Raw genomic sequence first — 23,137 nt, 5'->3', positions numbered from 1 at the left:
GAGCGCTTCAATCCCCAACCGCTTCAGGTTCCCCATGCTCGCGCTCACCAGTGTCTGGACCACCGTCCTGCTCGCCGCCGCCGTCGCCCTCGGCCCGCTGGCGACGGATATGTATCTGCCGGCGCTGCCCGCCCTGGCGGAGGCCATGGCGGCGGGCACCGATCAGGTCCAGCTCACCCTGAGTTTGTACATGGCGGGGTTTGCCCTGGCGCAGCTGCTGTGCGGGCCGCTCGCCGACCGCTTCGGCCGCAAGCCGATCATGCTCGGCGGCTTTCTGCTGTTCGCGCTTGCCAGCCTCGGCTGCGCCCTGGCCACGGACATCGAGACCCTGATCGTCTGCCGCTTTCTCCAGGCCATCGGCGGCTCCGCCGGGCCGGTGCTGGGCCGTGCCGCCATCCGCGACATCTACACCCCGCGGGAATCGGCCCGGATCATGGCGCTGCTGGCCAGCATCATGGCCCTGGCCCCGGCCATCGCCCCCACCCTCGGCGGGCTGATGCTGAACAGCCTGGGCTGGAACGCCATCTTCCTCGTGCTCGCCGGCTACGCCCTGGTGGTGACCCTGGTGGTGGCCGTGGGCGTGCCCGAACCACTGGCGCCACAACACCGACAGCCGCTGAAGCTGTGCTCACTGCTGGCCAACTATCGCCGCATCGGCAGCGATAAGAGCTTCATCGGTTATACCCTGACCAACGCGCTGATCTTTTCGGCGCTGTTTGCGTTCCTGTCGGGTTCGTCGTTTGTATTGATCGGGTTTCTGGGGGTGGCGGTGGAGTATTTCGGCCTGCTGTTTGCGTTCATCGTCGCCGGCTACATCCTCGGCAACCTCTCCGCCATGGCGCTCGGTCGGCGGCTAATGCCGGATCAGGTGATGCTGCGGGGGCTGCTGCTGGCGGTGGCCGGGGGCAGCCTGATGGCTGCGCTGGCGCTGGCTGAAGTGTTCTCGGTGTGGGCGGTGGTACTGCCCCAGGGCCTGGTCATGGTGGGCGTGGGCATGGCCCTGCCCCAGACCATGGCCGGGGCGCTGGCCAACTTCCCCCGTATGGCGGGCTCGGCCTCGGCGCTGTTCGGCTTCGTGCAGATGGCGGTGGCCGCCAGCCTGGGCGCCCTGGTGGGCCAGTTCGACACCGGCACCTCGCTGGTGATGGCGCTGGTGATCGCCGCGGCCACCGTCAGCGCGCTGGCGGCTTACCTGCTACTGGTGCAGCGCTATCCGGCCCCGGGATTCGACCCGATTCCCGAGGCCCGCGCCGGATCTTCGTGACGTAGCGACGGGAATGGACTAAACAAAATGGACTAAACAGTAATAATTCAATCCATCAGAAATACTCGCCCCATTTACCGAAAGCGAGCAAGGAGCAGGCAATGAGCAAGGTCACACTGGGCGGCGACCCGATATCCATCAGCGGCACTTTCCCCAACCCCGGTGACACCGCCGCCGACTTTACCCTCACCAACCAGGGCCTGGAAGAGGTCTCGCTGGCCAGCTACGCCGGCCAGCGCAAGGTGCTCAACATCGTACCCAGTCTCGATACCGGAGTCTGCGCCGCCTCCACCCGCAAGTTCAACGAAAAGGCCAGCGGCCTGGACAACACCGTGGTGCTGGTGGTGTCCGCCGACCTGCCCTTCGCCGCCGCCAGGTTCTGCGGTGCCGAGGGCCTCGACCAGGTAATTCCGCTGTCCACCTTCCGCAACTACAGCTTCCAGCAGGATTACGGCGTCGCCATTCAGGACGGACCGCTGGCCGGCTTGTGCGCCCGCGCGGTGGTGGTGCTCGATGAGAACAACCAGGTGCTGCACAGTCAGCTGGTGCCGGAGATCAAGCAGGAGCCCGACTACGACGCCGCGCTCAGCGCACTCTGAGACGGCGGTGTTGAAACCACCGCGTTAGCCGGGCACCGTTAACCCTGGGCCACCGCATCAGCCGGTGGCCTTCTGACACGCCAGCCCCTACAATCACTGACCCATATCCTGACTCGGCCGCCCTCAGACCGTGAACGCTCCTGAGCCAACCCCCAGCCTGCCACGCCAGCTCTTCACCATGACCTGGCCAATGCTGTTTGGCGTGCTCTCGCTGATGACCTTCCAGCTGGTGGACAGTGCCTTCATCGGCCAGCTGGGCCGGGATCCACTGGCCGCCCTCGGCTTCACCCTGCCGATGTACCAGCTCATCATCGGTCTGCAGGTGGGGCTCGGCATCGCCACCACCGCCATCCTCTCGCGCACCCTGGGGGCCGGCGACGAACGCCGGGCCGAACGGCTCGGCGGCCTGGTGGTGCTGGTGGGCGCCGGCCTGGTGCTGGTGCTGTGCCTGCTGCTGTGGCTGCTGCAGGTGCCCATCATGTCCATGCTGGGGGCCGACGCCAGTTTGCTGCCGCTGATCCGCGGCTACTGGATTCCCTGGCTGGTGGCGGCCTGGTTGGGGGCCACCCTGTATTTCGGCTACAGCGTGTGCCGCTCCCACGGCAACACCAAGCTACCGGGCACCCTGATGGTGGTCACCAGCCTGCTCAACATCGCCCTCGATCCGCTCTACATCTTCGTGTTCGGCTGGGGCCTGCCGGGCGCCGCCCTGGCCACCATCACCGCCTTCGGTCTCGGCTGTCTGATCATCTATCCGCGCCTGCTGGCCCGGGGCTGGGTTCGCTTCGACCTGGGCGCCCTCGACCTCGGCCCGGCGCTGCGCCAGCTCGGCAACATCATGGCACCCGCCATGGTCAGCCAGCTGATGCCGCCGCTGTCGGCGATGCTGGCCACGGCCCTGGTGGCCGGGTTCGGCTCGGCGGCGGTGGCCGCCTGGGGCCTGGGAACCCGGCTGGATTTCTTCTCCATCGTGGTGGTGCTGGCGCTGACCATGTCGATGCCGCCGATGATCGGCCGCCTGCTGGGCGCCGGCGACATCGACCAGATCGCCCGCCTGGTGCGGCTCGGCGTTCGCTTCGTGGTGATCTGGCAGCTGGCGGTGGGGCTGCTCTGGCTGGCCCTGTCAGGGCTGGTGTCGGAGCTGTTCAGTACCGACATCAGCGTGCAACAGGTGCTGCGGGATTATCTGCTGCGGGTACCACTGAGCTACTGCGGCTTGGGGGTGTGCATGTTGCTGGTGTCTGTGTGCAATGCCCTCGGCCTGGCCATGCGGGCGCTGCTGGTGTCCACCCTGCGGCTGTTCCTGTGCTTCCTGCCGCTGCTGTGGCTGGGGGGCCAGCTGGCCGGGATGACCGGCTTGATGACCGGTGCCCTCCTGGGCAACCTGTTCGCCGGGGTGATGGCCTATACCTTCTACCAGGCCGGCATGGCGCGGCTCGCCAACCCGGCCGGCCGGGTCAAGACATCGTGAGTGCCAGCGGCTTCAGCGCGGCTCTGGGTCAGTGGGCAGAGGGTGCCAGAACGAGGCGGGTGTGGTAAAAATAGATTGCTAGCTAACAAAGCTGGCCGCCGCACCCCGGCTCAACAACAAAATCATCGTCACGGTGCCCTATGGAAATTCGTCCCGCTGCCACCCTCACCCTGTTACGCACCGGCTCCCGCGGGCTGGAAGTGCTGCTGCTGCAACGAACCTGGGAAGCCGCTTTCCTGCCCGGTTACTACGTGTTTCCCGGTGGTGCGGTGGACCCCGGCGATGAGGCCGTACAGCGCCACCTGAGGGGGGCCGACGACCGGAGCATCAGCCACACCATGAGCCTCGACACCGGCGGCATCCACTATCTGGTTGCCGCCGTGCGCGAATCCTTCGAGGAAGCCGGGCTGCTGCTGGCCACCCAGGACAACGGCGCCGCCCTGACCGAGTCGCAACTGGCGGCCGTTCAGGCCGACCGGGAAGCGGTGTTCCGGGGCGAGCTCGATTTCGACGCCTTATGCCGCAAGCACCGGCTGTCACTGCCCCTGGACCGGCTGGCCTACCTCAGCCACTGGATCACCCCGGCCGGCGCCCCCCGGCGCTTCGACACCCGCTTCTTCGTGGCGATCAGCCCGGAGCACCAGCAGCCCCGACACGACGGTGTGGAGACCATCAACCACGCCTGGCTGAGCCCCCAGCAGGCTCTGGCGGACCACCGTGACGGCCGCCGCCTGTTCGGCGCGCCCACCCTGGGGACGTTGCGTTTTCTCAGTGACTTCGACAGCCCGGAGGCGGTGCTGGCCTACGCCCATGCCAATCCGCCACCGGCCAGGCCGACCCGGCCGTGGCCGGCGCGCAAGGGCGACCAGGCCATCTCGGTGGCGCCGGGAGCGCCGGCCTACGGCGAGGTCGCCAAGCTCGATCCCCAGCGTCAGGGCCACGCCAGCGCCACCATCAGCCCCGGCCTGCCGGTCACCATCGGCCAGGGCGTGGTGCGCCTGACCGCCAACAACGGCGGCCTGATGACCGGACCGGGGACCAACTGCTACCTGCTGGGCGGCCCCGGCGACTACACCGTCATCGACCCCGGTCCCGCCCAGCCGGACCACCTGGAACAGCTTCTGGCGCTGACCGGTGGGCAGATCCGCCAGGTGCTGGTGACCCACACCCACCGTGACCATTCGCCCGCCGCCACCGCCCTCAAACACCGTACCGGGGCCCGCCTGGTGGGCCTGCCCGCCCCCGAGGGCGCGGCCCAGGACAGGGACTTCGTGCCGGACCACCAGCCGGTCGACGGCGAACAACTCGACACCGGCGCCGGCCCGCTCAAGGTGCTGCACACCCCCGGTCACGCCTCCAATCACCTCTGTTTCCTGCTGGCGGGGGAACAAATGCTGTTCTCCGGCGATCACATCATGCAGGGCTCGACGGTGGTGATTAATCCCCCTGACGGCAACATGAAGGCCTATCTGGCGTCGTTGGCGCGGCTGTTGTCGGAACACATCTGCTACATCGCTCCCGGCCACGGTTTCCTGATGGCCGAACCGCAGGTGGTGGTGGATGTTCTGACCACCCACCGGCTGGCGCGGGAGCGCAAGGTGATCCGGGCGCTGCGACAGTTGGCCCCCGCCACCCTGGAGGCACTCACCCCGGTGGCCTACGACGATGTGCCTGCCGCCATTCACGGCCTGGCGGCCCGTTCGCTGCTGGCGCACCTGGAAAAACTGCGGGAGGATGGCAAAGCCCATCATGAGCGCCAACACTGGGACTGGGTAGCAGACTGATTCTGACGGCGGCATTAAAGGTTGGTCACAACCGTACCCAGCCGACGGCAGCCCGATTATGCTTGGCACCCAGTGACATCTAATTCAAGTGGCACTATTCGAGAGGCCCTATGCACCGTCGTCCGACTCCCGCCAGCTGGCTCCTGACCGTCGCCCTCCTGCTGTGGCTGCCCCCGGCCGTGATCACGCCGGCGCTCGCCCAGGACGAGGAAGACCTGGTCGAGGCTGAAACCATCGCCGAAGACGAGGAAGTCACCGATATCGAGGCGTCGCAGCCGCGCCAGGACGACCCCGCAGCGGTCTCAACACCAGACTCTGCAGCCGAAGCGAACCCTGCGCCCGATCCGGCCCGCCCCGAGCAGAACGCCACCGCGCCAACCGCCGGTGACGAAACGCCGGTGGCTGGTGCCGCCAAGGTAGTCGCCCCCAATATCGATCTCAAGGACGTTGCGCCGGTGCCCGAGGCCCCGGTCGCGGAGCCGGAAGCCGCCGGCACCACCGCGGATACTCTGCCGACCGCGACGCCAACGGTTACCGGCGGCGCGAGCCCAGCGCCCGCCAGCCCGCCGGTGGCCACCAGCCTGACCCTGCTCAATGCCGAGGTGCTGCCGGGCACCGCCACCCGGCTGGTCTGGGCGCCCGGCATCCAGATTGCCGGGCTGTCCCAGCCGACCCCGGTGCTGGTGGTCAATGGCGTCAATCCCGGCCCCACCCTGTGCCTGACCGGCGCCATCCACGGTGACGAACTCAACGGCATCGAAATCGTGCGCCGGACCGTCTACGACCTGGACCCGGAGGAACTGTCCGGGCGGGTCATCGGCGTGCCCATTGTCAATCTGCAGGGCTTCCAGCGGGGCTCCCGCTACCTGCCGGATCGCCGCGACCTGAACCGGCATTTTCCCGGCACTCCCACCGGCAGTCTCGCCGATCGCATCGCCTACTCGTTGTTTACCCAGGTCATCAAACACTGCGACCTGTTGGTGGATATCCACACCGGCTCGTTGCGGCGCACCAATCTGCCCCAGTTAAGAGCCGACATGAACGTCCCCAGCGTCGCCGATCTGACCCGCGGCTTCGACCGCATGGCGGTGGTTCACAGCACCGGTGCCGAAGGCATGTTGCGCACCGCCGCCGTCGCCGTCGGCATCACCGCGGTCACCCTGGAAGCCGGCGAATCCCTGCGCATCCAGGAGCACCAGATCGAGGCCGGAGTGCACAGTATCAACAGTCTGATGGAAAAGCAGGGCATGATCTCGCGGATGTTCGTCTGGGGCGATCCCGAGCCGGTGTACTACAACTCCTATTGGATACGGTCGGAACACGGCGGCATCCTGTTCAGCGACATCGAGCTGGGCGACCGGGTCAACAAGGGTCAGATCCTGGGCTATGTGGCCGATCCCATCACCAATGCCCAACACCCCATTCGCGCCATCAACGATGGCCGGGTGATCGGCATGGCGGTCGACCAGGTGGTGATGGCGGGCTTCGCCGCCTATCACGTCGGCGCCCGGGCGGCGACCCCGGAAGAAACCTCCAGCGACGACTCGCCGGAGGACCAGTAATCGAGTCTGGCCCCCGTCAGACCGGCGCGGTTATTGCGGTAACTGTGCCACCGCTTCGGCAAGGTTGCTCAGGGCGGCTTCCAGCACACCTCGCGGGGCCCCCAGATTGAGCCGCATGAAACCGGAGCCGGCCGCGCCGAAACTGAGCCCCGGGTTGAGGCCGATGCTCGCCTGGTGCACGAAAAACCGCTTCAGCTCGGCATCCGTCAGCCCCAGCCGTCGACAGTCCAGCCACAGCAGGTAGGTGCCTTCCGGTGTCTCCGCGCCCAACTGGGGCAAGCGCTCCGCCAGGTACTGGCAGGCCCAGTCCCGATTGCCCTGCAGGTAGCTCAATAGCTGGTCCAGCCAGGGGCCGCCGTGGCGGTAACCGGCCTCGAAGGCGGTGGCGCTGAACGGATTGCAATGCACCATGTGCATGCTGTCGAGGGCCCGGCGCAGGGCTTCCCGGTGGCGGCGGCTGGGTACCACCAGCGCCGATAGGCCCAATCCGGGAATGTTGAAGCTCTTGCTGGGCGCCACCGCCGTCACCACCACCTCAGCCGCGCCCGGGCGTCGGGCCAACATAGTATGGGCGTGGCTGTCGGGGTACACCAGGTCGGCGTGAATTTCATCGGACAGCACCACCATGTCGTGCTGTCGGGCGATGGCCAGCACCGCGTCTAGCTCCTCGGGACGCCACACCCGACCGACCGGGTTGTGGGGCGAACACAGCAGCAGCAGCTTGGCGCCGGCCTCGGCGCAAGCCTTGAGGTGGTCCAGGTCGAACTCGTAACGGCCCTGCACCGATCGCAGCGGGTTCTCCACCACCCGGCGGCCGGTCTTGTCGGCGGCGGCATAGAACGGCGGATACACCGGCGGCTGGATCACCACCGCCGCGCCCGGCTCGGTGAACGCCACCGCCGCGGCATGCAACGACGGCACCACGCCCGGCGCCATCAGGATCCACTCCCGTTCGATGGTCCAGTGGTGGCGCTGGGCAAACCAGTCGATCATCGCCTGGTAGAGGCTGTCGGGAAACAGGGTGTAGCCATAAACCGGGTGCTGCGCCCGCGCCACCAGGGCCTCGGTGATGGCCGTCGGCGCGGCGAAATCCATGTCCGCCACCCACAGCGGAATCACGTCTGGACGACCGAACACCGCTTGGCGGGCGTCGAACTTGACCGCCCCGGTCTGCTCCCGCTGGATCTGTTGATCGAACTCTGTCGGTGCCATGTTTCCTCCCGGCTCAGTGCTTGTCGACACCTTACCACGACCGCACTGATCCGACCGCCAGCGTACGCGCTGCAACGCCAAAAGTCGCAGTGACAAGGGCGCCGGAGTTGCACACACTGAGGGTTGCTTGCGAAGCTGCTCATTTCCCCCACGCCAACGACCGGACCCTATGCTGATCCAGATCCTCGCCACCCTGCTGCCGGTGTTCCTCATCGCTTCCTGCGGCGCGTTATACGGTCGTTTCCGTTCCCCCGACATCCAGGGCCTGAACACCCTCAACATGGAGCTGTTCGTCCCTCTACTGGTGTTTGGCGTGCTGGCGGACCAGCAGGCCCCGTTGCAGGACTATGCCTGGCTGGCGCTGGCTGCGGTGGTGGTGGTGCTCGGTTCCGGGCTGCTGCTGTGGCCCGTCGCCCGGCTGCTGAAGCTGGACCTGAAAACCTTTCTGCCGCCGATGATGTTCAACAATTCCGGCAACATGGGCATACCGGTGATCGTGTTCGCCTTTGGTGAGGCGGCCCTGCCGGCGGCGGTGGTGCTGTTCGTGGTGGAGATGCTGTTGCACTTCACCGTGGGCCTGCACATGCTCAACCCCCATGCACCCCTGCGCCACCTGCTGCGAATACCGGTGGTACTGGCCACCATCGCCGGCCTGGTCCTCAACCTGTCCGGCCTGGCTCTGCCGGCCTGGCTACTGGAGTCGATCAACATGCTCGGCGGCGTCTGCATACCCTTGATGCTGTTCACCCTCGGGGTGCGCATGCTGGAGGTGGATTTCAGCGACTGGAAGCTGGGACTGCTGGGCGCCATCGCCTGTCCCGCCAGTGGGCTGATCCTGGCCTGGCCTCTGGTGGTGGCGCTGGACCTGCCCGGACTGCAGCTGGCGGCCCTGTGGGTGTTTGCCGCCCTGCCGCCGGCGGTGCTCAACTACATGGTGGCCGAGCAGTACCGACAGGAACCCCATCGGGTGGCGTCCCTGGTGCTGATCGGCAACCTGGGCAGTCTGGTGGTGATGCCCATCACCCTGGGCCTGGTGTTCGCCTCCCCGCTGCTGTAGCTCTGGCGCACTTTGGTCCGTCCCGGCAGCGCTCTCACAAAGGCCTGCTATAGTAATTCTTAGCCGTCTTCCTGTTCAGTCCGCCGCGATCTGTCCTGCGCCTCAAGCGCCATTGCGGGGCAACCGGCGAGTGGTGGTCACGGATTCAACCAACACCGAGGAGTCAGCACATGAATGTCTTTTGCTGTGTTTGGCGCACCATCCTGGTCATGGCGACCGCAGCCCTACTGACCGCCTGCGCCAGCCAAGGCCCCAAACCCGATTCCCAATTGCTTACCGCCGCCTCGGCCATCGAGCAGGCCGAGGCCATCCAGGCCCGCCAGTACGAGCCGGTGCTGCTCAACCAGGCCCAGAACAAGGTGGCGGATGCCCGCGAACTGATCGAACGCGAGGAGTACGACCGCGCCCGCCTGCTGCTGGAACAGGCCACCGTGGATGCCCAGCTGGCCGGCGCCCGTACCGAAACCACCAAGGCCCGCCAGGCCGTCGAGGAAATCAACAAGAACATCGAGTCGCTGCGCATGCAGATTGACAACGGTACCCGGTAAGGACCAGAGCAGGAGATCGCACCATGAGGAATCATCCATTGGTCACCGGCTTGACGCTGGGGCTGACATTGGCCCTGGCCGGATGCGCCGGTGATCCCAAACAGAATGCGTTGCTGACCGAGGCCCAGGTGGTCTATGACGAGATCAAGGACGATCCCAGCGTCGCCCGCAGCGCCGCCACCCAGTTACGCAGTGCCAGCAAGAAGCTGGAGGAAGCCAAGGCCCTGCTGGCCGACGATGCCGATGGCCCGGCGGTGGATCATGCCGCCTACCTGGCCAAACGCCACGGCGAGATCGCCCGCGAACAGGGTCGCCGCTCCCAGTTCGAAGCCGAGGTGACCACCGCGGAGGAACGGCGCAAGCAGCTGGAACTGCAGCAACGCACCGCCGAGGCGGACGCCCTGCGCCAACAGATGGAAGCCATGCAGGCCCAGCAGACCGAGCGCGGCATGGTCCTGACCCTGGGCGACGTGCTGTTTGACGTGGGCAAGGCGGATCTGAAACTGGCCGCCGAGCGCACCATCGGCCGGCTGGCCCAGTTCATGCTGGAATACCCGGCGCGGCGGGTGCTGATCGAGGGTTACACCGACAGCACCGGCGATGACGCCTTCAACCAGATGCTGTCGCTGCAGCGTGCCAATTCGGTACGGGACGCGCTGGTGGTCCAGGGCGTCACCGGTAACCGCATCGATACCCGCGGTTACGGCGAGTCCTACCCGGTCGCCAACAACGACAGCGCCGCAGGCCGCCAGCAGAACCGGCGGGTGGAGATCGTCATCTCCGACGAGTCCGGCAATATCGACAGTCGCTGACCCTGCACAATCCGGCCCGGGCAGGTACTGACATCCGGCCTGGAGCCGGATTCCCGGCTGCTTTCACCTTGTTGGTCAGCTCTATGACCGGCACGGCATTTTTGACGCTAAAGGAAACAGGAGGTCCCTTATGAGTGTACTGCTTTGGCTGCTGGCCGCACTGGTACTGATCTACCTCGGTATTGGCGGCACCACGGCAGCCGCGGTCCTCGTCGCTGCCACTGCCATCGGCCTGTTCTACGACCACTGGCACCTGCTCAGTGTGCTGGTCGGGCTCGGCCTGCTGGCGCTCAGCCTGGTGCTGCTGTTTCCCGGCGACCTGCGCCGGGACCGGCTCAGCCGGCCACTGCTGTGCTGGGTTCGCAGCAAGCTGCCGAAATTGTCCGACACCGAAGCCGAAGCGCTGAAGTCCGGCACCGTGGACTGGGATGGCGAGCTGTTTTCCGGTCAGCCCGACTGGTCGAAACTGCTGGATGCCCAGCCCGGCCATCTCAATGCCGAGGAGCGGGCCTTCCTGGAAGGGCCGGTGGAAGAGCTGTGCGCCATGCTCAACGACTGGGCCATCACCCATGAGGACTACGACCTGCCGGCGCCGGTGTGGAAATTCATTCGCGACAACGGCTTCTTCGGCTTGATCATCCCCAAGGAGGACGGCGGCAAGGGCTTTTCCCACACCGCCCATTCCGAGATCGTGATGAAAGTCTCCACCCGCAGCGTCTCCGCGGCGGTGACAGTCATGGTGCCCAACTCCCTCGGCCCCGGCGAGTTGCTGATGGCCTATGGCACCGAGGCCCAGAAGGCCCATTACCTGCCGCGCCTGGCCAGTGGCAAGGAAGTGCCCTGCTTCGCCCTCACCTCACCGGTGGCCGGCTCCGATGCCGGCGCCATCCCCGACAAGGGCATCGTCTGTAAAGGTAACTGGCAGGGCGAGGAGGTGCTGGGCCTGAAGGTGACCTGGAACAAGCGTTACATCACCCTGGCACCGGTGGCGACGCTGATCGGCCTGGCCATCAAGGTGTACGATCCGAACCGGTTGCTGGGTGGCGACGACGAGATCGGCGTGACCTGCGTGCTGGTGCCCCGGGACGTGGACGGCGTGAACGTCGGCGCCCGCCACCTGCCGATGAACACGGTGTTCATGAATGGCCCCACCTGGGGTACCGACGTGTTCATCCCCATGGACCAGATCATCGGTGGTCAGGACATGCTCGGCAAGGGCTGGACCATGCTGCTAGAGTGCCTGTCCATCGGCCGCTCGGTGTCGCTGCCAGCACTCGGCACCGGCGCCGGCAAGGTCGCCTGTCTCGCCACCGGTTCCTACGCCTACGTACGGGAACAGTTCGGCCGTCCCATCAGCCAGTTTGAAGGCGTGCAGGAGGCCCTGGAGCCCATTGCCGGCTACAGCTACATGATGGACGCCGCCCGGCTACTGACCGCCAGCATGCTGGATCGCGGGGTGCGGCCGTCGGTGCCCTCGGCGGTGCTGAAGTACCGCAACACCGACCTGATGCGGGAGGTGATCAACCACGCCATGGACGTGGTGGCGGGCCGCGGTGTCATAACCGGGCCGCGTAATTTCCTCGCCCGCGCCTATCAGGCGGTGCCCATCGGCATTACCGTGGAAGGCGCCAACATCCTGACCCGCAGCCTGATGATCTTTGGCCAGGGCGCCATCCGTTGTCATCCGTTCATCGTCGAGGAAATCGAAGCGGCGGGGATGGCGGACCAGGACGCCGCCACGGATATGTTCGATGGCATCTTTTACCGCCACCTGGCCCACACCACCCGCAACGCCCTGCGGGCCTGTGTACTGGCGCTGACCCGCGGCCATGGGGTGGAGACGGTGCCCAGGCTGGGGGACATCCGCCCCTGCTACCGGCAACTGGCCCGGTTCTCCGCCGCCTTCGCCCTGCTCACCGACGTCACCCTGTTGTCGGTAGGAGGTGGCCTCAAGGCCCGCCAGCGGCTATCCGGCCGCCTGGCGGACTGTCTGGTGCAGCTCTATTACGCCTCCGCCATCATCAAACAGTGGCATGAGGAAGGCTACCCACCCGACCAGCGGCCGTTGGTGGAATGGGGCCTGAAGACCTGCCTGCGGGATCTACAGGCGAGCATGCGGGCAGCCATCCTGCAGTTTCCGGTGCCGCTGCTGCGTTGGCCGTTGCGATTACTGGTGTTTCCGCTGGGGGCCACCGGGCTCAACGGCCCCGACGATGCCCTGGGCGCGGAGGTGGCCGCCAGCATTGTGCGCGATGCCCCCATCCGCAAGCGCCTGAGCCGGGGCTGTTACGTCAACGAGAGCCCGGACGATTCGCTGGGACGGGTTCTCAATGCCTACCGGCTGGCCAACGAAACCCACGACATGCGGGAAAAACTGCACGCCGCCATTCGCAGTCGCAACGAGGATGAACTGGACGCCATCGCCCTGCTGATGGGCCACCAGCGCAAGGAACTGGTGGACTGGGCCTGCAGCCAGAACATCATCCAGGGGGAGGAATGTGACAAACTGCTGGAGGCGCTGGAGGCGCTCTATGACGTGATCCGGGTCGATGCCTTCGACGCCGACGGCATCAAGAAGCTGGCGCGCTGCGCCAAGGGCAAACGGCAGGTGGTGGAACGGCCACCGAAAGAGGAAGACTGAGCCGGCCGGTCGAGCGGGGGCCACCCCCGGTCGACCGGCGGCCGCTCAGAGATTGAGGATATCGACAATTTCCAGGGTGTTGCGCAGCACAATGTAGACCTTGTCTTCCACCGCGACCTGTTGGTGACGACGATCCAGGTCGACCACCCGGCGATCCCGGTACAGATAGTCCGGCAGATAGTCGCCGCGGGCCAGGTTCAGCTTGCGTTGCCATCCCGGCGGCAGGGGCTGCCCCTGGGCCACTTTCTTCTGCAGTCCTGGCGGTAGGCCGCCGTGGCTGGGGTTGGCGAAAACCGAGGCCGAAGCCGCCAGCAAGGCGAGCGAGAAAAAACCCGTTAGCAATGTGTTCATTGGACGTCTCCGGTGAGAAAACCTACCTCTCACGCTACCACGTTCCCACCGGGGCAACCGTTACCACTTTGTAAATACCCGGTAAGGATGCTTCCAACCCGGCAGCGGCGACAAGCCAGGCCCTTGACACCAAAGTGTTTCACCGTCACCAGCGCTGGCGTTAGCGCAGGCCATCCCGCGCCGCCTGACTCAGCAACCACTGACGCAGGATCTGGATACCGGCCTCGCGGCGGCGGCTGGTTTTCCAGGCGAAGTGGAAGCGGTCGCCGGTCACCAGGTGATGGCACGGTAACCGGACGAAATCGTCCGCATCGTCGAGATTGCTCAGCATGTAATCGTTGGTCAGTACAATGCCCTGGTGATAGCGGGCCGCCTCCAGCGCCAGCAGCATGTGACTGAAGTGCTGCAGCCTGGCCCCGGCCGGCAGCGGCAGACCCACCGCCTCGTACCAGGCCCGCCAGTCACCGCCTTCACGGTTATAGATGGTGAGGGTGGACAACAGCGGGAACTGTGCCAACTGCGCCGGGGTCAGCTGCTGCCCCTGGGCCAGTTGCGTACCTTCCAGGCCCAGTTCCCGAGTCAGGGTTTGCCAGTAGCGGGCGCTGCAGACCGGGAACAGCCGTTCCTGATACAGCAGGTCATAGCTGAACGCGGGCGACTCGGTGCTGATGGTGATGAAACAGTCCGCCACCCGGTCCGACAGCTCCGGGTTCTGGATGGTCATCTCCAGCGCCAGTTCCAGTTGCGGGTGTTCCCGTTGCAGGACCGGCAGTCGCGGCACCAGCCAACGCACCGCAAAGGAGCTGAAGCAGGCCAGCCGCAGGCGGGACTGCTCCCGCCCCAGCACCTGTTCACTGGCCCGTTCGATCTGTAACAGGGCGGAGCCCACCGCTTCCAAATACTGCTGACCCTCGTCAGTCAAGCTCAGGAAACGGCCCGCCCGCAGGAACAGCGGTTCCCCCAGGTAGGTTTCCAGCTGTTTGATCTGGTGACTGACCGCGCTCTGGCTCACCGCCAGTTCTTCGGCCGCCAGCGAGAAGCTGTTGAGTCGAGCAACGGCCTCAAAGACCGGCAACGCTTTCAGGGGAGGCAGTTTCATTATCTAATTTTCTAATAGACCAAAAACAAACATCATTTTATCCAATAAATAGGCCATCCTACACTCAGGGTCCAGTCAATTCACTTGTCGATGGAGACCCCAACCATGTCTGGAACAACCGTCAGCAGCGCGATCCTGCTTCTGGTGATCGGCAACGCCCTGGCACTGGTGTCCGACGTCTTCATCAAGCTGCTGGAGCCGGGCGCGCCGCTGTTCCAGTTTGCCTTTCTGCGCTGCGTGCTGACCCTGCTGCTGTTGCTGCCGCTATGGCAGCACATCAACCACCGCAAACTGTTCGAAGGTGGCCGGATACACTTGGTCCGCGCCCACATTCATCTCGGCGGCATTCTGTGCATGGTGGTGGCCCTCGGCACACTGCCGCTGGCCACCGCCAACGCCGTGTTCTACGGTGCGCCGCTACTGGTGATGGTGCTGTCGGTGGTGATCTTCCGGGAGAAACTGACCCGGTTGAGTGTCGTTGCGGTGGTGAGCGGATTTATCGGCATTCTGGCCATCCTGCGGCCGGTGGAATTCAACTGGGGCGCCATCGCCGCCTTGGGATCGGCCGCCGCGCTGGCGATCAACGCGGTGATGGTGCGCAAACTGCCCAGCGAACAATCCACCGTCCACAAGCTGTTCCTGACCTATCTGCTGATCCTGCCCGCCAGTTTTGTGCTGATGCTGGTGGAAGGCGCCGCCTGGGATCCGTCCATTCTGGCCAGCGCGCTCGGCTCCGCCCTGTTCATCCTGGGCTACAACATCACCGTGCTGCTGGCCTACCGCCAGGTGGACGCCAACCAGGTCACCAGCGCCGAGTACACCGGACTGATCTGGGCGGTGGCCATCGGCTGGATCTGGTTCGGCGAAGCGCCGGATTGGTGGTTTGTCGGCGGCAGCGCACTGATCGTGGTGCCGCTGGTGCTGATCGGCCTGCAGCAGCGTCGTCTGGCCCGGGCCCAGAGCCACTACGTGGCGGACAGCAAGTACCACGGTGCCTCCGGTTGAGGCACCGCATCACCCCAATCCGGATGCCCGGACAAATCCGGTAATCCCCGACAGCACGATCTCCGCCGCCATGGCGGAGAGAATCAGCCCGCTGACCTTGGACAGGATATTGAGTCCGGTCCTGCCCAGCACCCGTTCCAGGTATCCGGACAGGTACAGTAGCAGCGCCAGAAACAGCAGCCCGGTGACCAACCCCAGCACCCCGCCGGCCACTTCCGGGACGGTCTTCAACTCCGCGCCATAGACCAGAATGGCACCGATGGTGGCCGGCCCGATCATCACCGGAATCGCCATCGGCACCACCGCCACGTCGTCCCGGTCCTCCTCGGGTAGGCCAGTGGCGTGATGGCGGGTGCCGCTGTTGACCAGGCTTACGGCGGTGAGAAACAGCAGACAGCCGGCGCCGATACGAAACGAGTTGAGGGTGATGCCAATGGCCTCGAACAGCACCGGGCCGGCAAAGAACAGCACCAGCCCGAGAATGAGCGCCGACAGGCTGGCGCGTCGGATGATGGAGTTCTTCTCCGCCGCCGGCTGGCCCCGGGTCAATGCCAGGAACATGGTCACCACGAAGAACGGTGCCAGCAGGAAGATAAAACGTACGGAACTGCTCAGGTAAGTGGTCAGGAACTCGGATAGCATGGCTCGGCTCGGATTCTCCGGAATCAAAAGCCGGCATGCTACTCCGCCATCAGGATTCTGTCCGTAAGGACCTAGACCTATGCCCGGCCTCCGGGCCTGTCGGCTTGCGGAACAGCACGTAGTTGCCCAGGATCGCCAGGATGGCACCCAGCACCGCCGTGCCGGTCCACTGGAACCCCTCCAACCAGGTGGAGACGCTCAGCGCCACCAGCGGGAACAGCACCGTGGCGTAACCGGCCTTGTCCGCGCCCAGGGTCTGGATAACGGTAATGTAGCAATAGAAGGCGACGATGGAGCCGGGAATGGCCAGGAACACCGTCGCGCCCCAGAAGCTGGTCGCCGTCGGCAACAGCCAGTCCACGCCCTGGATCAGACACCAGATACCCAGAATCGCCGCGCCATAGACCATGGCCCAGGCATTGGCCGCCAGCAAGGGGATGCCGGCCTGGCGCACCTTGATGCTGATCAGGTTGCCCATGGAGAACCAGAAGGTGCCCGCGGCCGCAAACAGGATGCTGGCCGCGCTGGCATTACCCATCTGCAGGTCGTGCCAGAACAGCAGCGCCACCCCGCTGATGCCCAGCGCCACCGCAGGATAGAGTCGCGCCGACGGTTTCAGCCGCAACCACAACCAGCCGTTGAAGGCGTTGAACAGTGCCGCCAGCGAGAACACCACCGCCAGCAGGCCGCTGGTCATGGACTCGGCGGCACGGTAGATCAGCAGGAAATTGATGCTGTACAGGGTCGCCCCCTGCAGCACCAGCCAGCCATGCTGCTTCAGGCTCAGCTTCGGCAACCGTCGCAGCAGCGCCAGCAGGCCCAGGGCCACGGCGGAGGCCATGACGAAGCGGTAGAACACCGAGATATCCACCGGCGCCGATTCCACCTGCAGGCGGATGGCGGTCCAGGTCAGGCCCCAGATCAACACGGTCAGGCCATAGTGCACGGAAATGGGCATAGTGGGATTTTCCAGAGGCAGGTTAGACAGGCTATCAGGATACGAAGACCGCACCGACAAAACTTGTCAGATCCTGCGCAACGGTGGATGATTCTTGCGGAGGCCCGCTATGCAGACTGAACCGCATTCCCCAACGAACCCGACACCGGAACGCCGCGACATCATCGATGCACTGCAGGCCGTCGGCGTGGCACCGCAGCGACTGCTGGAACTGGACCATGGCCGGGCCCTGGCGCTGTGGCAGAATCGCCGGGGCGAGGTGCGCTACGAACGACCCCGGCACCATGCCCTCAGCATCTACACCCGCGAGGGCGACAAGGCCAGCCGGATGGTCAACGGCCGTGCGGTGAGCAAGGGGTTCCCGGGCGCGGTGTGCCTGTTCCCCGCCGGCAGCCAGTCGACCTGGCGCATCGGCGGGGAGTTCGAGTTCTTCCACCTCTACTTCAACGACCTGGACCTGGCACGCTGTGCCGAACAGACCTGGGATTGCGAGCCGGACTTGGTGCAACTCGCCGAGCTGTACCACGCCAACGACCCGGTGCTGGCCCAGGCTGGCCAATTGCTGGCGCTGAGTGACTGGCAGGCCCCCGGTCAGGCCATGGCCATGGACCACCTGGCGCAATGGCTGTTGCTGCAGATCGTCTCCCGTCACGCCACCGTGCAGAAGGTGGCACCGGAGGTCACCGGCCAGCTGTCCCGGCGCTACCGCCGGTTGTTGCAGGAACGCATCGAGGTCGAACTGGCGCAGCCGCTGACCCTGGCCGAAATGGCCGGCTGGGTGAACCTCAGCCCCTACCACTTCGCCCGCCTGTTCCGCGCCACCTTCGGCTGTGCGCCCTACCAGTACGTCCAGGAACAACGGCTGACCCGCGCCCGCGACCTGTTGCGCCAACCTAACAGCAAAATCACCGCGGTGGCGCTGACCTGCGGCTTCAACGACCCCAGCCAGTTCAGCCGGGCCTTCCGCAAACGGTTCGGGATTGCGCCCTCGGCCTATCGGGCCGAAACAAAGAAGTAATACTCAGCTCTGGAAGCCTTCGATGGCACCTTTGATGGCGCTTTCGATAGCACTTTCAATGGCACTTTCGATGGCAAAGACGTGGGGATCGTCGTCGCCCAGGTGACGCAGGGCCTCTGCCAGCTTCAGCAGGTACTCGTCGTTGCGGCCGCTGGGGCCGCAGGAAACCGCGATCTGGCGGGCAATGTCGGAGTCGTGGGCCGGTCCGAGGAAGGCGGCGTTGTCCTCGGTGGCGATGTACACCAGCCCCTCAGCCCGCGACTCGTCGTCGAAGATCAGATCGGTGGCGAAGCGTAGGTAGCCGTTCTTCTCCCGCACATCCAGCTGCTCGAACACCGCCGGTGCTATGCGGTAGGCCATGCCCTTGCAGCGGGCCCCTGGCTGTTCCACCAGCGTCACCACCCGTCCCGGTGCCTCCGGGGTACCACGATGGTCGTGGGAACCCTGCCAGAACCGCCGCACCCAGCCCTCGATCGTCGCCGGACGCTGCTCCAGGAACGGGAAATCCACCTTGTAGATCAGCGAGCCGTAGCCAAACAGCCACACCGACTCGATGCCGTCGAAGCAGAAACGCTGGCGGTTGTGCTCTGTGGTGTCAAAGGACATGGGGGGTGAACCAGGCAAAATCACAAAGTCTGATGATAGATGCCTAAGCACGGGGCTGCCAATGGCTTTCACCAGGCGCTGTTCAATTCAGGTCTGACTGCTTGACCTCAAAAGCGGACATCAAACCGGACAAAATAATCCGGATTTCCATACACATTCATACAAAATTCTTTTTTTGATATACAGTTAAGAGATCATAAAAACGGACATCAAACCGGACAAAGGCATCGATATTCCGATGACCAAAGCCTCCATAATGGACTTCGCGTTGCGAATTTTTGCAAGGTCCAGACGTTCCTGCAAAGTCGTGCATTGCTTGTGAGTGGCTCTGAATGCCAGAGAGGATCTGGAGTTATTCAGAGGCGGTTCTGGTCTTCTTCCTTTGCAGACTGGGTTTGATCGGGTCAAAAAAAAGCCGGGGCAAGCCCCGGCAAGTCAGCACTCGTCATTGCAATGCGTTAAGGCGCCTCAGGCGGGCACCGCGTCGGTAACGTCGATCGCCACCTCGGCGGACTCACACAGATACTGCTCGGCGTCGAAGCGCCGGGTCTGTTGGCGGAACTGCCAGGTAAAGCCCGCCCACAGCGTGGTGTTCTTGCCGTTCTCATTGACGTACCAGCTCTGACAGCCGGTCTGCCACACCGAGTCCCCCAGCTTGGCCTGCAGCGAGGCGTTGTACTGGCTCTGGCTACCGGCCTTGACCTCGACCGTGGCCCAGTCCTGGCGGTCCATTTTCTTCACTGCGTCCAGCACGTACTGGACCTGGGATTCGATCATGAACACCATGGAGCTGTGGCCCAGACCGGTATTCGGCCCCATCAGCAGGAACAGGTTGGGGAAGCCCGCCACGGCGGTACCCTTGTAGGCCTCGGCACCGTCCTGCCAGGCCGCCAGCAGGTCCTGGCCGTCACGACCGAAGATCATGCCCTTGGGAATCGGGTCCTGTGCCTTGAAACCGGTGCCGTAGATGATGCAGTCCACTTCCCGCTCGACGCCATTTCGATCCACGATGACATTGCCGCGCACCTCGCGGATGCCATCGGTCAGGACATCCACGTGGTCCTGGTCCAACGCCGGGTAGTAGTTGTTGGAGATCAGAACTCGCTTGCAGCCAAAATGGAAGTCCGGGGTCACCTTCTTGCGCAGCTCCTTGTCCTTGATCTGGCTGCGGATATGGCGACGGGCCTGGAGCTCGCCCAGCTTGAGGATGCGCGGGTTGCCAACGAAGCCCAGCACCCGTGCCTCCAGGAACCAGTAGATGCTGCTGCGCAGGGCGTTCAACGTCTGTGGCACCTTGCGGAACATCATCCGCTCCAGCGGGGTGATTTCACGGTCCGGCTTGGGCATGATCCAGGGCGGGGTGCGCTGGTACAGGTCCAGATGGGCGGCGTCCTTGGCCACCTCCGGCACGAACTGGATGGCGCTGGCGCCGGTGCCGATCACGGCTACCCGCTTGCCCTTGAAGTCGTAGTCATGGTCCCAGTCCTGGGAATGGAAGGCCTTGCCAGTGAACGTCTCGATGCCCTTGATGTCGGGATAGGCCGGGGTGCTCAACCCGCCCATGCCGGACACCACCACCTGGGCCTCAAACCGCTCGCATGCCGGCAACGCCTCGTCGCTACGGTCCAGCTCATCGCCGGGCTTCACGCCTTTGTCCTGCATGTACTGCCACAGCGCCGGGCTGTCGCAGGTTTCCAGGGTCCAGCGCTGGCGGCGTTCGTCGTAGCGGGCGCCTGTCAGGTGGGTGTTGAGGCGAATGTGATCGGTCAGGCCGTACTTCTCGGCGCAGTGCTTGAGGTAGGCCTTGATCTCGGGCTGCGGGGCGAACATCCGCGTCCAGTTCGGGTTCTGCTCGAAGGAGAACGAATACAGCGCCGATTGCACATCACAGGCACAGCCCGGGTAATGGTTCTCGTGCCAGGTGCCGCCGATGTCGTCGCTCTGCTCCAGAATCACAAAATCGTCATAGCCGGCCTCTTTGAGCTTGATGGCCATACCCAAGCCGGAAAAGCCGGTGCCGATGATGGCAATCTTGGTGCTGTTATCCATAATCCAACCTCGTTGTCTGCAGTGGCCACCGTCTGGGGGTGGCTCGGAATCCTGATTGTTACCGGCGGCGAGACCGTCGGAGACTGGCATTTGTCAGTCGGTAGACAAATGTATACACCGTCAGGTAGACGACTGTATACTTCAAATCATCGAACAACGGCCCGTTGGCCCCCAATGACACAAAGGCGTCCCCATGAGCGTGATGACTGGCGGAAAACTGAAACTGGTACAGGCGGCCCTGCGGCTGGCCACTGAACGCTGCAACCTGACCTCACTGGGGCTACGGGAACTGGCGCGGGAAGCGGGACTGAACCCCAACACCTTCTACCGCCACTTCAAGAGTCTCGACGAGCTGGGGCTGCAGGTGCTGGGTTACATTGCCGGCGAGATGAAGACCGGGGTGCGGGAGCTGCGCATGGTGGCCGAAACCTCGGAACAGGCCGCCGCCAGCACGGTGGCCTTCGTGTACAACTACTTTCTGGAGAACAAGGCCGCCACCACGGTGGCGGTGCGGGAACTGTACGGCCCCTCCCCGATCCTGCGTCGGGCGCTGGAACAACAGCTCAATGCCAGCGCCCGGGAGATGGCGGAGGACATCCTGGCGCGAGGCCTGATCCCCAAGAGCCTGGACGAGGCGACGGTGCAGGAAATCTCCCACATGACCATTCGCTACATCCTGTTCCGGGCCATGGACTACATCGAGAAGCCAGAGCAGCGCCAGGCCATCCGGCAGGAGACCGAACGCTTCATCAACCGTCAGTTTCGCGGCGCCCTGCTGGACCCCCTCTCCGACGACGACATCGGCGCGCTGACGGCCAAACTGGCAACGACCACCAACTGAAGCGGAGCAGCCAGTGTCACCGTGGTTTACTGGGTGGTGTTGTAGACGTAAGACGTCACCACGCCGCTGGCGTCGAAGGTGATGACCAGATCTGTGGTCTCCGCGTCATTGAACGCCGACCAGCGGTACTTGCCGTAAGTCCAGGTGCGCTGGCCGTCCTTGATCCCGGTGCGCCAGGGCTCGCCAAACATGCGCTGGACATCTTCACGAGTGGTTTCCCCCAGGCGGATCTGATCCACGTTGTGGGTGGCAAAATCCTGGCCCACGGTAGCGCAGCCTACCAGCGTCGCCAGCAGGGCGGCCATCAGCAGCGCTTTCATCCGGGTGGTCACAGTCATGGAATGCTCCTTCAGTGAGTGATCGCCTCTATGATACCGATGGCCAGCCTGGCGACGATTACGATGCCGCAACCTTTGCCACCGGCCTGAGCCGGGCACCAAAGAAGAACAGCCCCAACCCCAGCAGGATCAGGCCGCTACCCTGCAGCATCGCCACCGTCAGCGCTTCGCCGTTAAACCAGAACCCCAGATACAGGGCGAACACCGGGGTGATCAGGGTCACCAGCGCCACGGTGGTGGCAGACAGGTGCCGCAGCACGTGGTAGTAGCTGACAAAGCCCAGCAACGAACCGAATACCGCCAGGTACAGTACCGCCCAGGGCGACGGGCTGGCCCAGTCCACCGTTGGCACGGTACCGTCCAGCAGCCACCAGGTCAGGGCAAACAGCGGCAGGCTGAGCACCAGGGTGCCCACCGTCTGGGCCAGCGGATGGCACTGGGCGTCGGTCTTCTTCACCATCACCGCACTGAGGCTGAACAGCAACACCGCCGCCAGCAGCATCAGCAACCCGATCAGGCGCTCCCCGGCCACCGTCAGGTCGTCCTGGAACAGCAGCACCAAACCGGTCAGCGCCACGCCACAGGCCAGCCACTTGTGACGAGGCATAACCGGCTCGTTGAGCAGCCACTGGCCCAGCACCGCCGACAACATCGGCGACAACCCGTACAACACCGAGATGAGTCCGGACGGCACGAACTGGGCGGCGGCGTAGCTCAGACTCAGCGCCGCGTAGACCCCCAGCAACGCCCAGCTGTAGCTCTTCAGCGCCGCTCCGCGCCAGCGCAGGGGAATGCCCAGCACCCGAATCAGCACCAGGCCCAGCACGGCGGCAATCAGCATTCGCACGCCGGCGGCCAGGATGGGGTGCAGGGTGGCACCGCTAAAAGCAATGCCCAATGGGGTGGTCGTCCAGACGACAACCACGGTGAGGTACGCGGCAGGGATGTGCATGAGACTCCTTCTCCTGAGTGGGCCTCCCCGGAGACCACCGCCCCACGCACAAAAAAGGCCGCAGGGCGATTGCGCTGCGGCCTTTGGGGAATTCGGTTAAAACGTCAGTTGTCCGTTCCCTCTGCCGCAGCCACAGGCACACGAATCCACTTGGCCACCAGGGCCAGTCGGCGCATTGCTTTCGGGGCAACGGAACAGTGAGACACCAGAAACGATCCTTTCAAGGGTTCAGAATCAACAACTAACGAATCTGCAGCATGCCGGGATTGAGGGAAGGCTGTCAAGACTTCAAATTAGAGCATTCTTGCCATCCCGCGCTGAGCGACGC

Annotated in this window: 21 protein-coding genes; 12 read left to right on the top strand and 9 right to left on the bottom strand. The window is 64.6% G+C overall.

What is annotated here, in order from left to right; genetic code table 11:
* Nucleotides 1-34 precede the first annotated feature (34 nt).
* From N6L25_RS09640 to N6L25_RS09620, 5 genes are all read left to right on the top strand, one after another.
* Nucleotides 35-1,264, top strand: a complete 1,230-nt coding sequence (locus N6L25_RS09640; protein ID WP_271979634.1) for a multidrug effflux MFS transporter — start codon at nt 35-37, stop codon at nt 1,262-1,264.
* 101 nt (nt 1,265-1,365) lie between these two features.
* Entirely contained in the window at nt 1,366-1,863 is a 498-nt protein-coding gene (tpx, locus tag N6L25_RS09635) for a thiol peroxidase (RefSeq protein ID WP_271979633.1), read from the top strand.
* A gap of 178 nt (nt 1,864-2,041) precedes the next feature.
* On the top strand, nt 2,042-3,334 hold the full coding sequence (locus tag N6L25_RS09630) for an MATE family efflux transporter (protein WP_271979631.1): 1,293 nt from the start codon (nt 2,042-2,044) through the stop codon (nt 3,332-3,334).
* 140 nt (nt 3,335-3,474) lie between these two features.
* Entirely contained in the window at nt 3,475-5,118 is a 1,644-nt protein-coding gene (locus N6L25_RS09625; RefSeq protein WP_271979630.1) for an MBL fold metallo-hydrolase, read from the top strand.
* A 110-nt stretch (nt 5,119-5,228) separates the two neighbouring features.
* Nucleotides 5,229-6,680 (top strand): succinylglutamate desuccinylase/aspartoacylase domain-containing protein, encoded by a 1,452-nt coding sequence (locus N6L25_RS09620; protein WP_271979629.1) that lies wholly within the window; start codon nt 5,229-5,231, stop codon nt 6,678-6,680.
* 30 nt (nt 6,681-6,710) lie between these two features.
* Here the strand turns inward: N6L25_RS09620 and N6L25_RS09615 are convergent, their stop codons facing one another.
* Nucleotides 6,711-7,892: a MalY/PatB family protein gene (locus N6L25_RS09615; RefSeq protein WP_271979628.1), complete on the bottom strand. Its 1,182-nt coding sequence runs from the start codon at nt 7,890-7,892 to the stop codon at nt 6,711-6,713.
* A 169-nt stretch (nt 7,893-8,061) separates the two neighbouring features.
* On the opposite strand from N6L25_RS09615, the gene N6L25_RS09610 reads away from it, so the two are divergent.
* From N6L25_RS09610 to N6L25_RS09595, 4 genes are all read left to right on the top strand, one after another.
* Nucleotides 8,062-8,949: an AEC family transporter gene (locus N6L25_RS09610; RefSeq protein WP_271979627.1), complete on the top strand. Its 888-nt coding sequence runs from the start codon at nt 8,062-8,064 to the stop codon at nt 8,947-8,949.
* Nucleotides 8,950-9,119: 170 nt separating this feature from the next.
* Nucleotides 9,120-9,497 (top strand): DUF4398 domain-containing protein, encoded by a 378-nt coding sequence (locus N6L25_RS09605; RefSeq protein WP_271979626.1) that lies wholly within the window; start codon nt 9,120-9,122, stop codon nt 9,495-9,497.
* Between the two features lie 23 nt (nt 9,498-9,520).
* Nucleotides 9,521-10,309: an OmpA family protein gene (locus N6L25_RS09600; RefSeq protein WP_271979625.1), complete on the top strand. Its 789-nt coding sequence runs from the start codon at nt 9,521-9,523 to the stop codon at nt 10,307-10,309.
* Nucleotides 10,310-10,439: 130 nt separating this feature from the next.
* The gene (locus N6L25_RS09595; protein ID WP_271979624.1) at nt 10,440-12,950 is read left to right on the top strand and encodes an acyl-CoA dehydrogenase; all 2,511 of its coding nucleotides are present in this window, start codon (nt 10,440-10,442) and stop codon (nt 12,948-12,950) included.
* Nucleotides 12,951-12,995: 45 nt separating this feature from the next.
* Here N6L25_RS09595 and N6L25_RS09590 read toward each other — a convergent pair whose 3' ends face one another.
* Together N6L25_RS09590 and N6L25_RS09585 are read right to left on the bottom strand one after the other, a co-directional pair.
* Nucleotides 12,996-13,301 (bottom strand): hypothetical protein, encoded by a 306-nt coding sequence (locus N6L25_RS09590; protein ID WP_271979623.1) that lies wholly within the window; start codon nt 13,299-13,301, stop codon nt 12,996-12,998.
* Nucleotides 13,302-13,461: 160 nt separating this feature from the next.
* Nucleotides 13,462-14,400, bottom strand: a complete 939-nt coding sequence (locus tag N6L25_RS09585; RefSeq protein ID WP_271979622.1) for a LysR substrate-binding domain-containing protein — start codon at nt 14,398-14,400, stop codon at nt 13,462-13,464.
* 105 nt (nt 14,401-14,505) lie between these two features.
* On the opposite strand from N6L25_RS09585, the gene N6L25_RS09580 reads away from it, so the two are divergent.
* Complete coding sequence (locus N6L25_RS09580; RefSeq protein ID WP_271979621.1) at nt 14,506-15,405, top strand: DMT family transporter; 900 nt, start codon at nt 14,506-14,508, stop codon at nt 15,403-15,405.
* Between the two features lie 9 nt (nt 15,406-15,414).
* Here N6L25_RS09580 and N6L25_RS09575 read toward each other — a convergent pair whose 3' ends face one another.
* Together N6L25_RS09575 and N6L25_RS09570 are read right to left on the bottom strand one after the other, a co-directional pair.
* A complete protein-coding gene (locus N6L25_RS09575; protein WP_271979620.1) occupies nt 15,415-16,047 on the bottom strand; it encodes a MarC family protein in 633 nt (210 codons plus the stop codon).
* Nucleotides 16,048-16,096: 49 nt separating this feature from the next.
* Nucleotides 16,097-17,005 (bottom strand): DMT family transporter, encoded by a 909-nt coding sequence (locus N6L25_RS09570; RefSeq protein WP_271979619.1) that lies wholly within the window; start codon nt 17,003-17,005, stop codon nt 16,097-16,099.
* A gap of 109 nt (nt 17,006-17,114) precedes the next feature.
* Between N6L25_RS09570 and N6L25_RS09565 the strand changes: the two genes are divergently transcribed.
* Nucleotides 17,115-18,023, top strand: a complete 909-nt coding sequence (locus tag N6L25_RS09565) for a helix-turn-helix domain-containing protein (protein ID WP_271979618.1) — start codon at nt 17,115-17,117, stop codon at nt 18,021-18,023.
* A gap of 3 nt (nt 18,024-18,026) precedes the next feature.
* Here the strand turns inward: N6L25_RS09565 and N6L25_RS09560 are convergent, their stop codons facing one another.
* Nucleotides 18,027-18,629 carry a gamma-glutamylcyclotransferase gene (locus N6L25_RS09560; protein ID WP_271979617.1) on the bottom strand — a complete coding sequence of 201 codons (603 nt, stop codon included), beginning with the start codon at nt 18,627-18,629 and terminating at the stop codon, nt 18,027-18,029.
* Nucleotides 18,630-19,097: 468 nt separating this feature from the next.
* The gene (locus tag N6L25_RS09555) at nt 19,098-20,678 is read right to left on the bottom strand and encodes a flavin-containing monooxygenase (protein WP_271979616.1); all 1,581 of its coding nucleotides are present in this window, start codon (nt 20,676-20,678) and stop codon (nt 19,098-19,100) included.
* Between the two features lie 193 nt (nt 20,679-20,871).
* Between N6L25_RS09555 and N6L25_RS09550 the strand changes: the two genes are divergently transcribed.
* On the top strand, nt 20,872-21,519 hold the full coding sequence (locus N6L25_RS09550; RefSeq protein ID WP_271979615.1) for a TetR/AcrR family transcriptional regulator: 648 nt from the start codon (nt 20,872-20,874) through the stop codon (nt 21,517-21,519).
* Nucleotides 21,520-21,545: 26 nt separating this feature from the next.
* Here N6L25_RS09550 and bamE read toward each other — a convergent pair whose 3' ends face one another.
* Nucleotides 21,546-21,857, bottom strand: a complete 312-nt coding sequence (gene bamE / locus N6L25_RS09545; protein WP_271979614.1) for an outer membrane protein assembly factor BamE domain-containing protein — start codon at nt 21,855-21,857, stop codon at nt 21,546-21,548.
* Between the two features lie 58 nt (nt 21,858-21,915).
* A complete protein-coding gene (locus N6L25_RS09540; protein WP_271979613.1) occupies nt 21,916-22,809 on the bottom strand; it encodes a DMT family transporter in 894 nt (297 codons plus the stop codon).
* Nucleotides 22,810-23,137: the final 328 nt, after the last annotated feature.

Source organism: Marinobacter sp. SS21 (genome assembly GCF_028369065.1).
In the GTDB taxonomy this organism is placed as follows: Bacteria; Pseudomonadota; Gammaproteobacteria; order Pseudomonadales; family Oleiphilaceae; genus Marinobacter.
The sequence above is the reverse complement of the archived record's forward strand: the minus strand, read 5'-3'. Positions and strand labels throughout refer to the sequence as shown.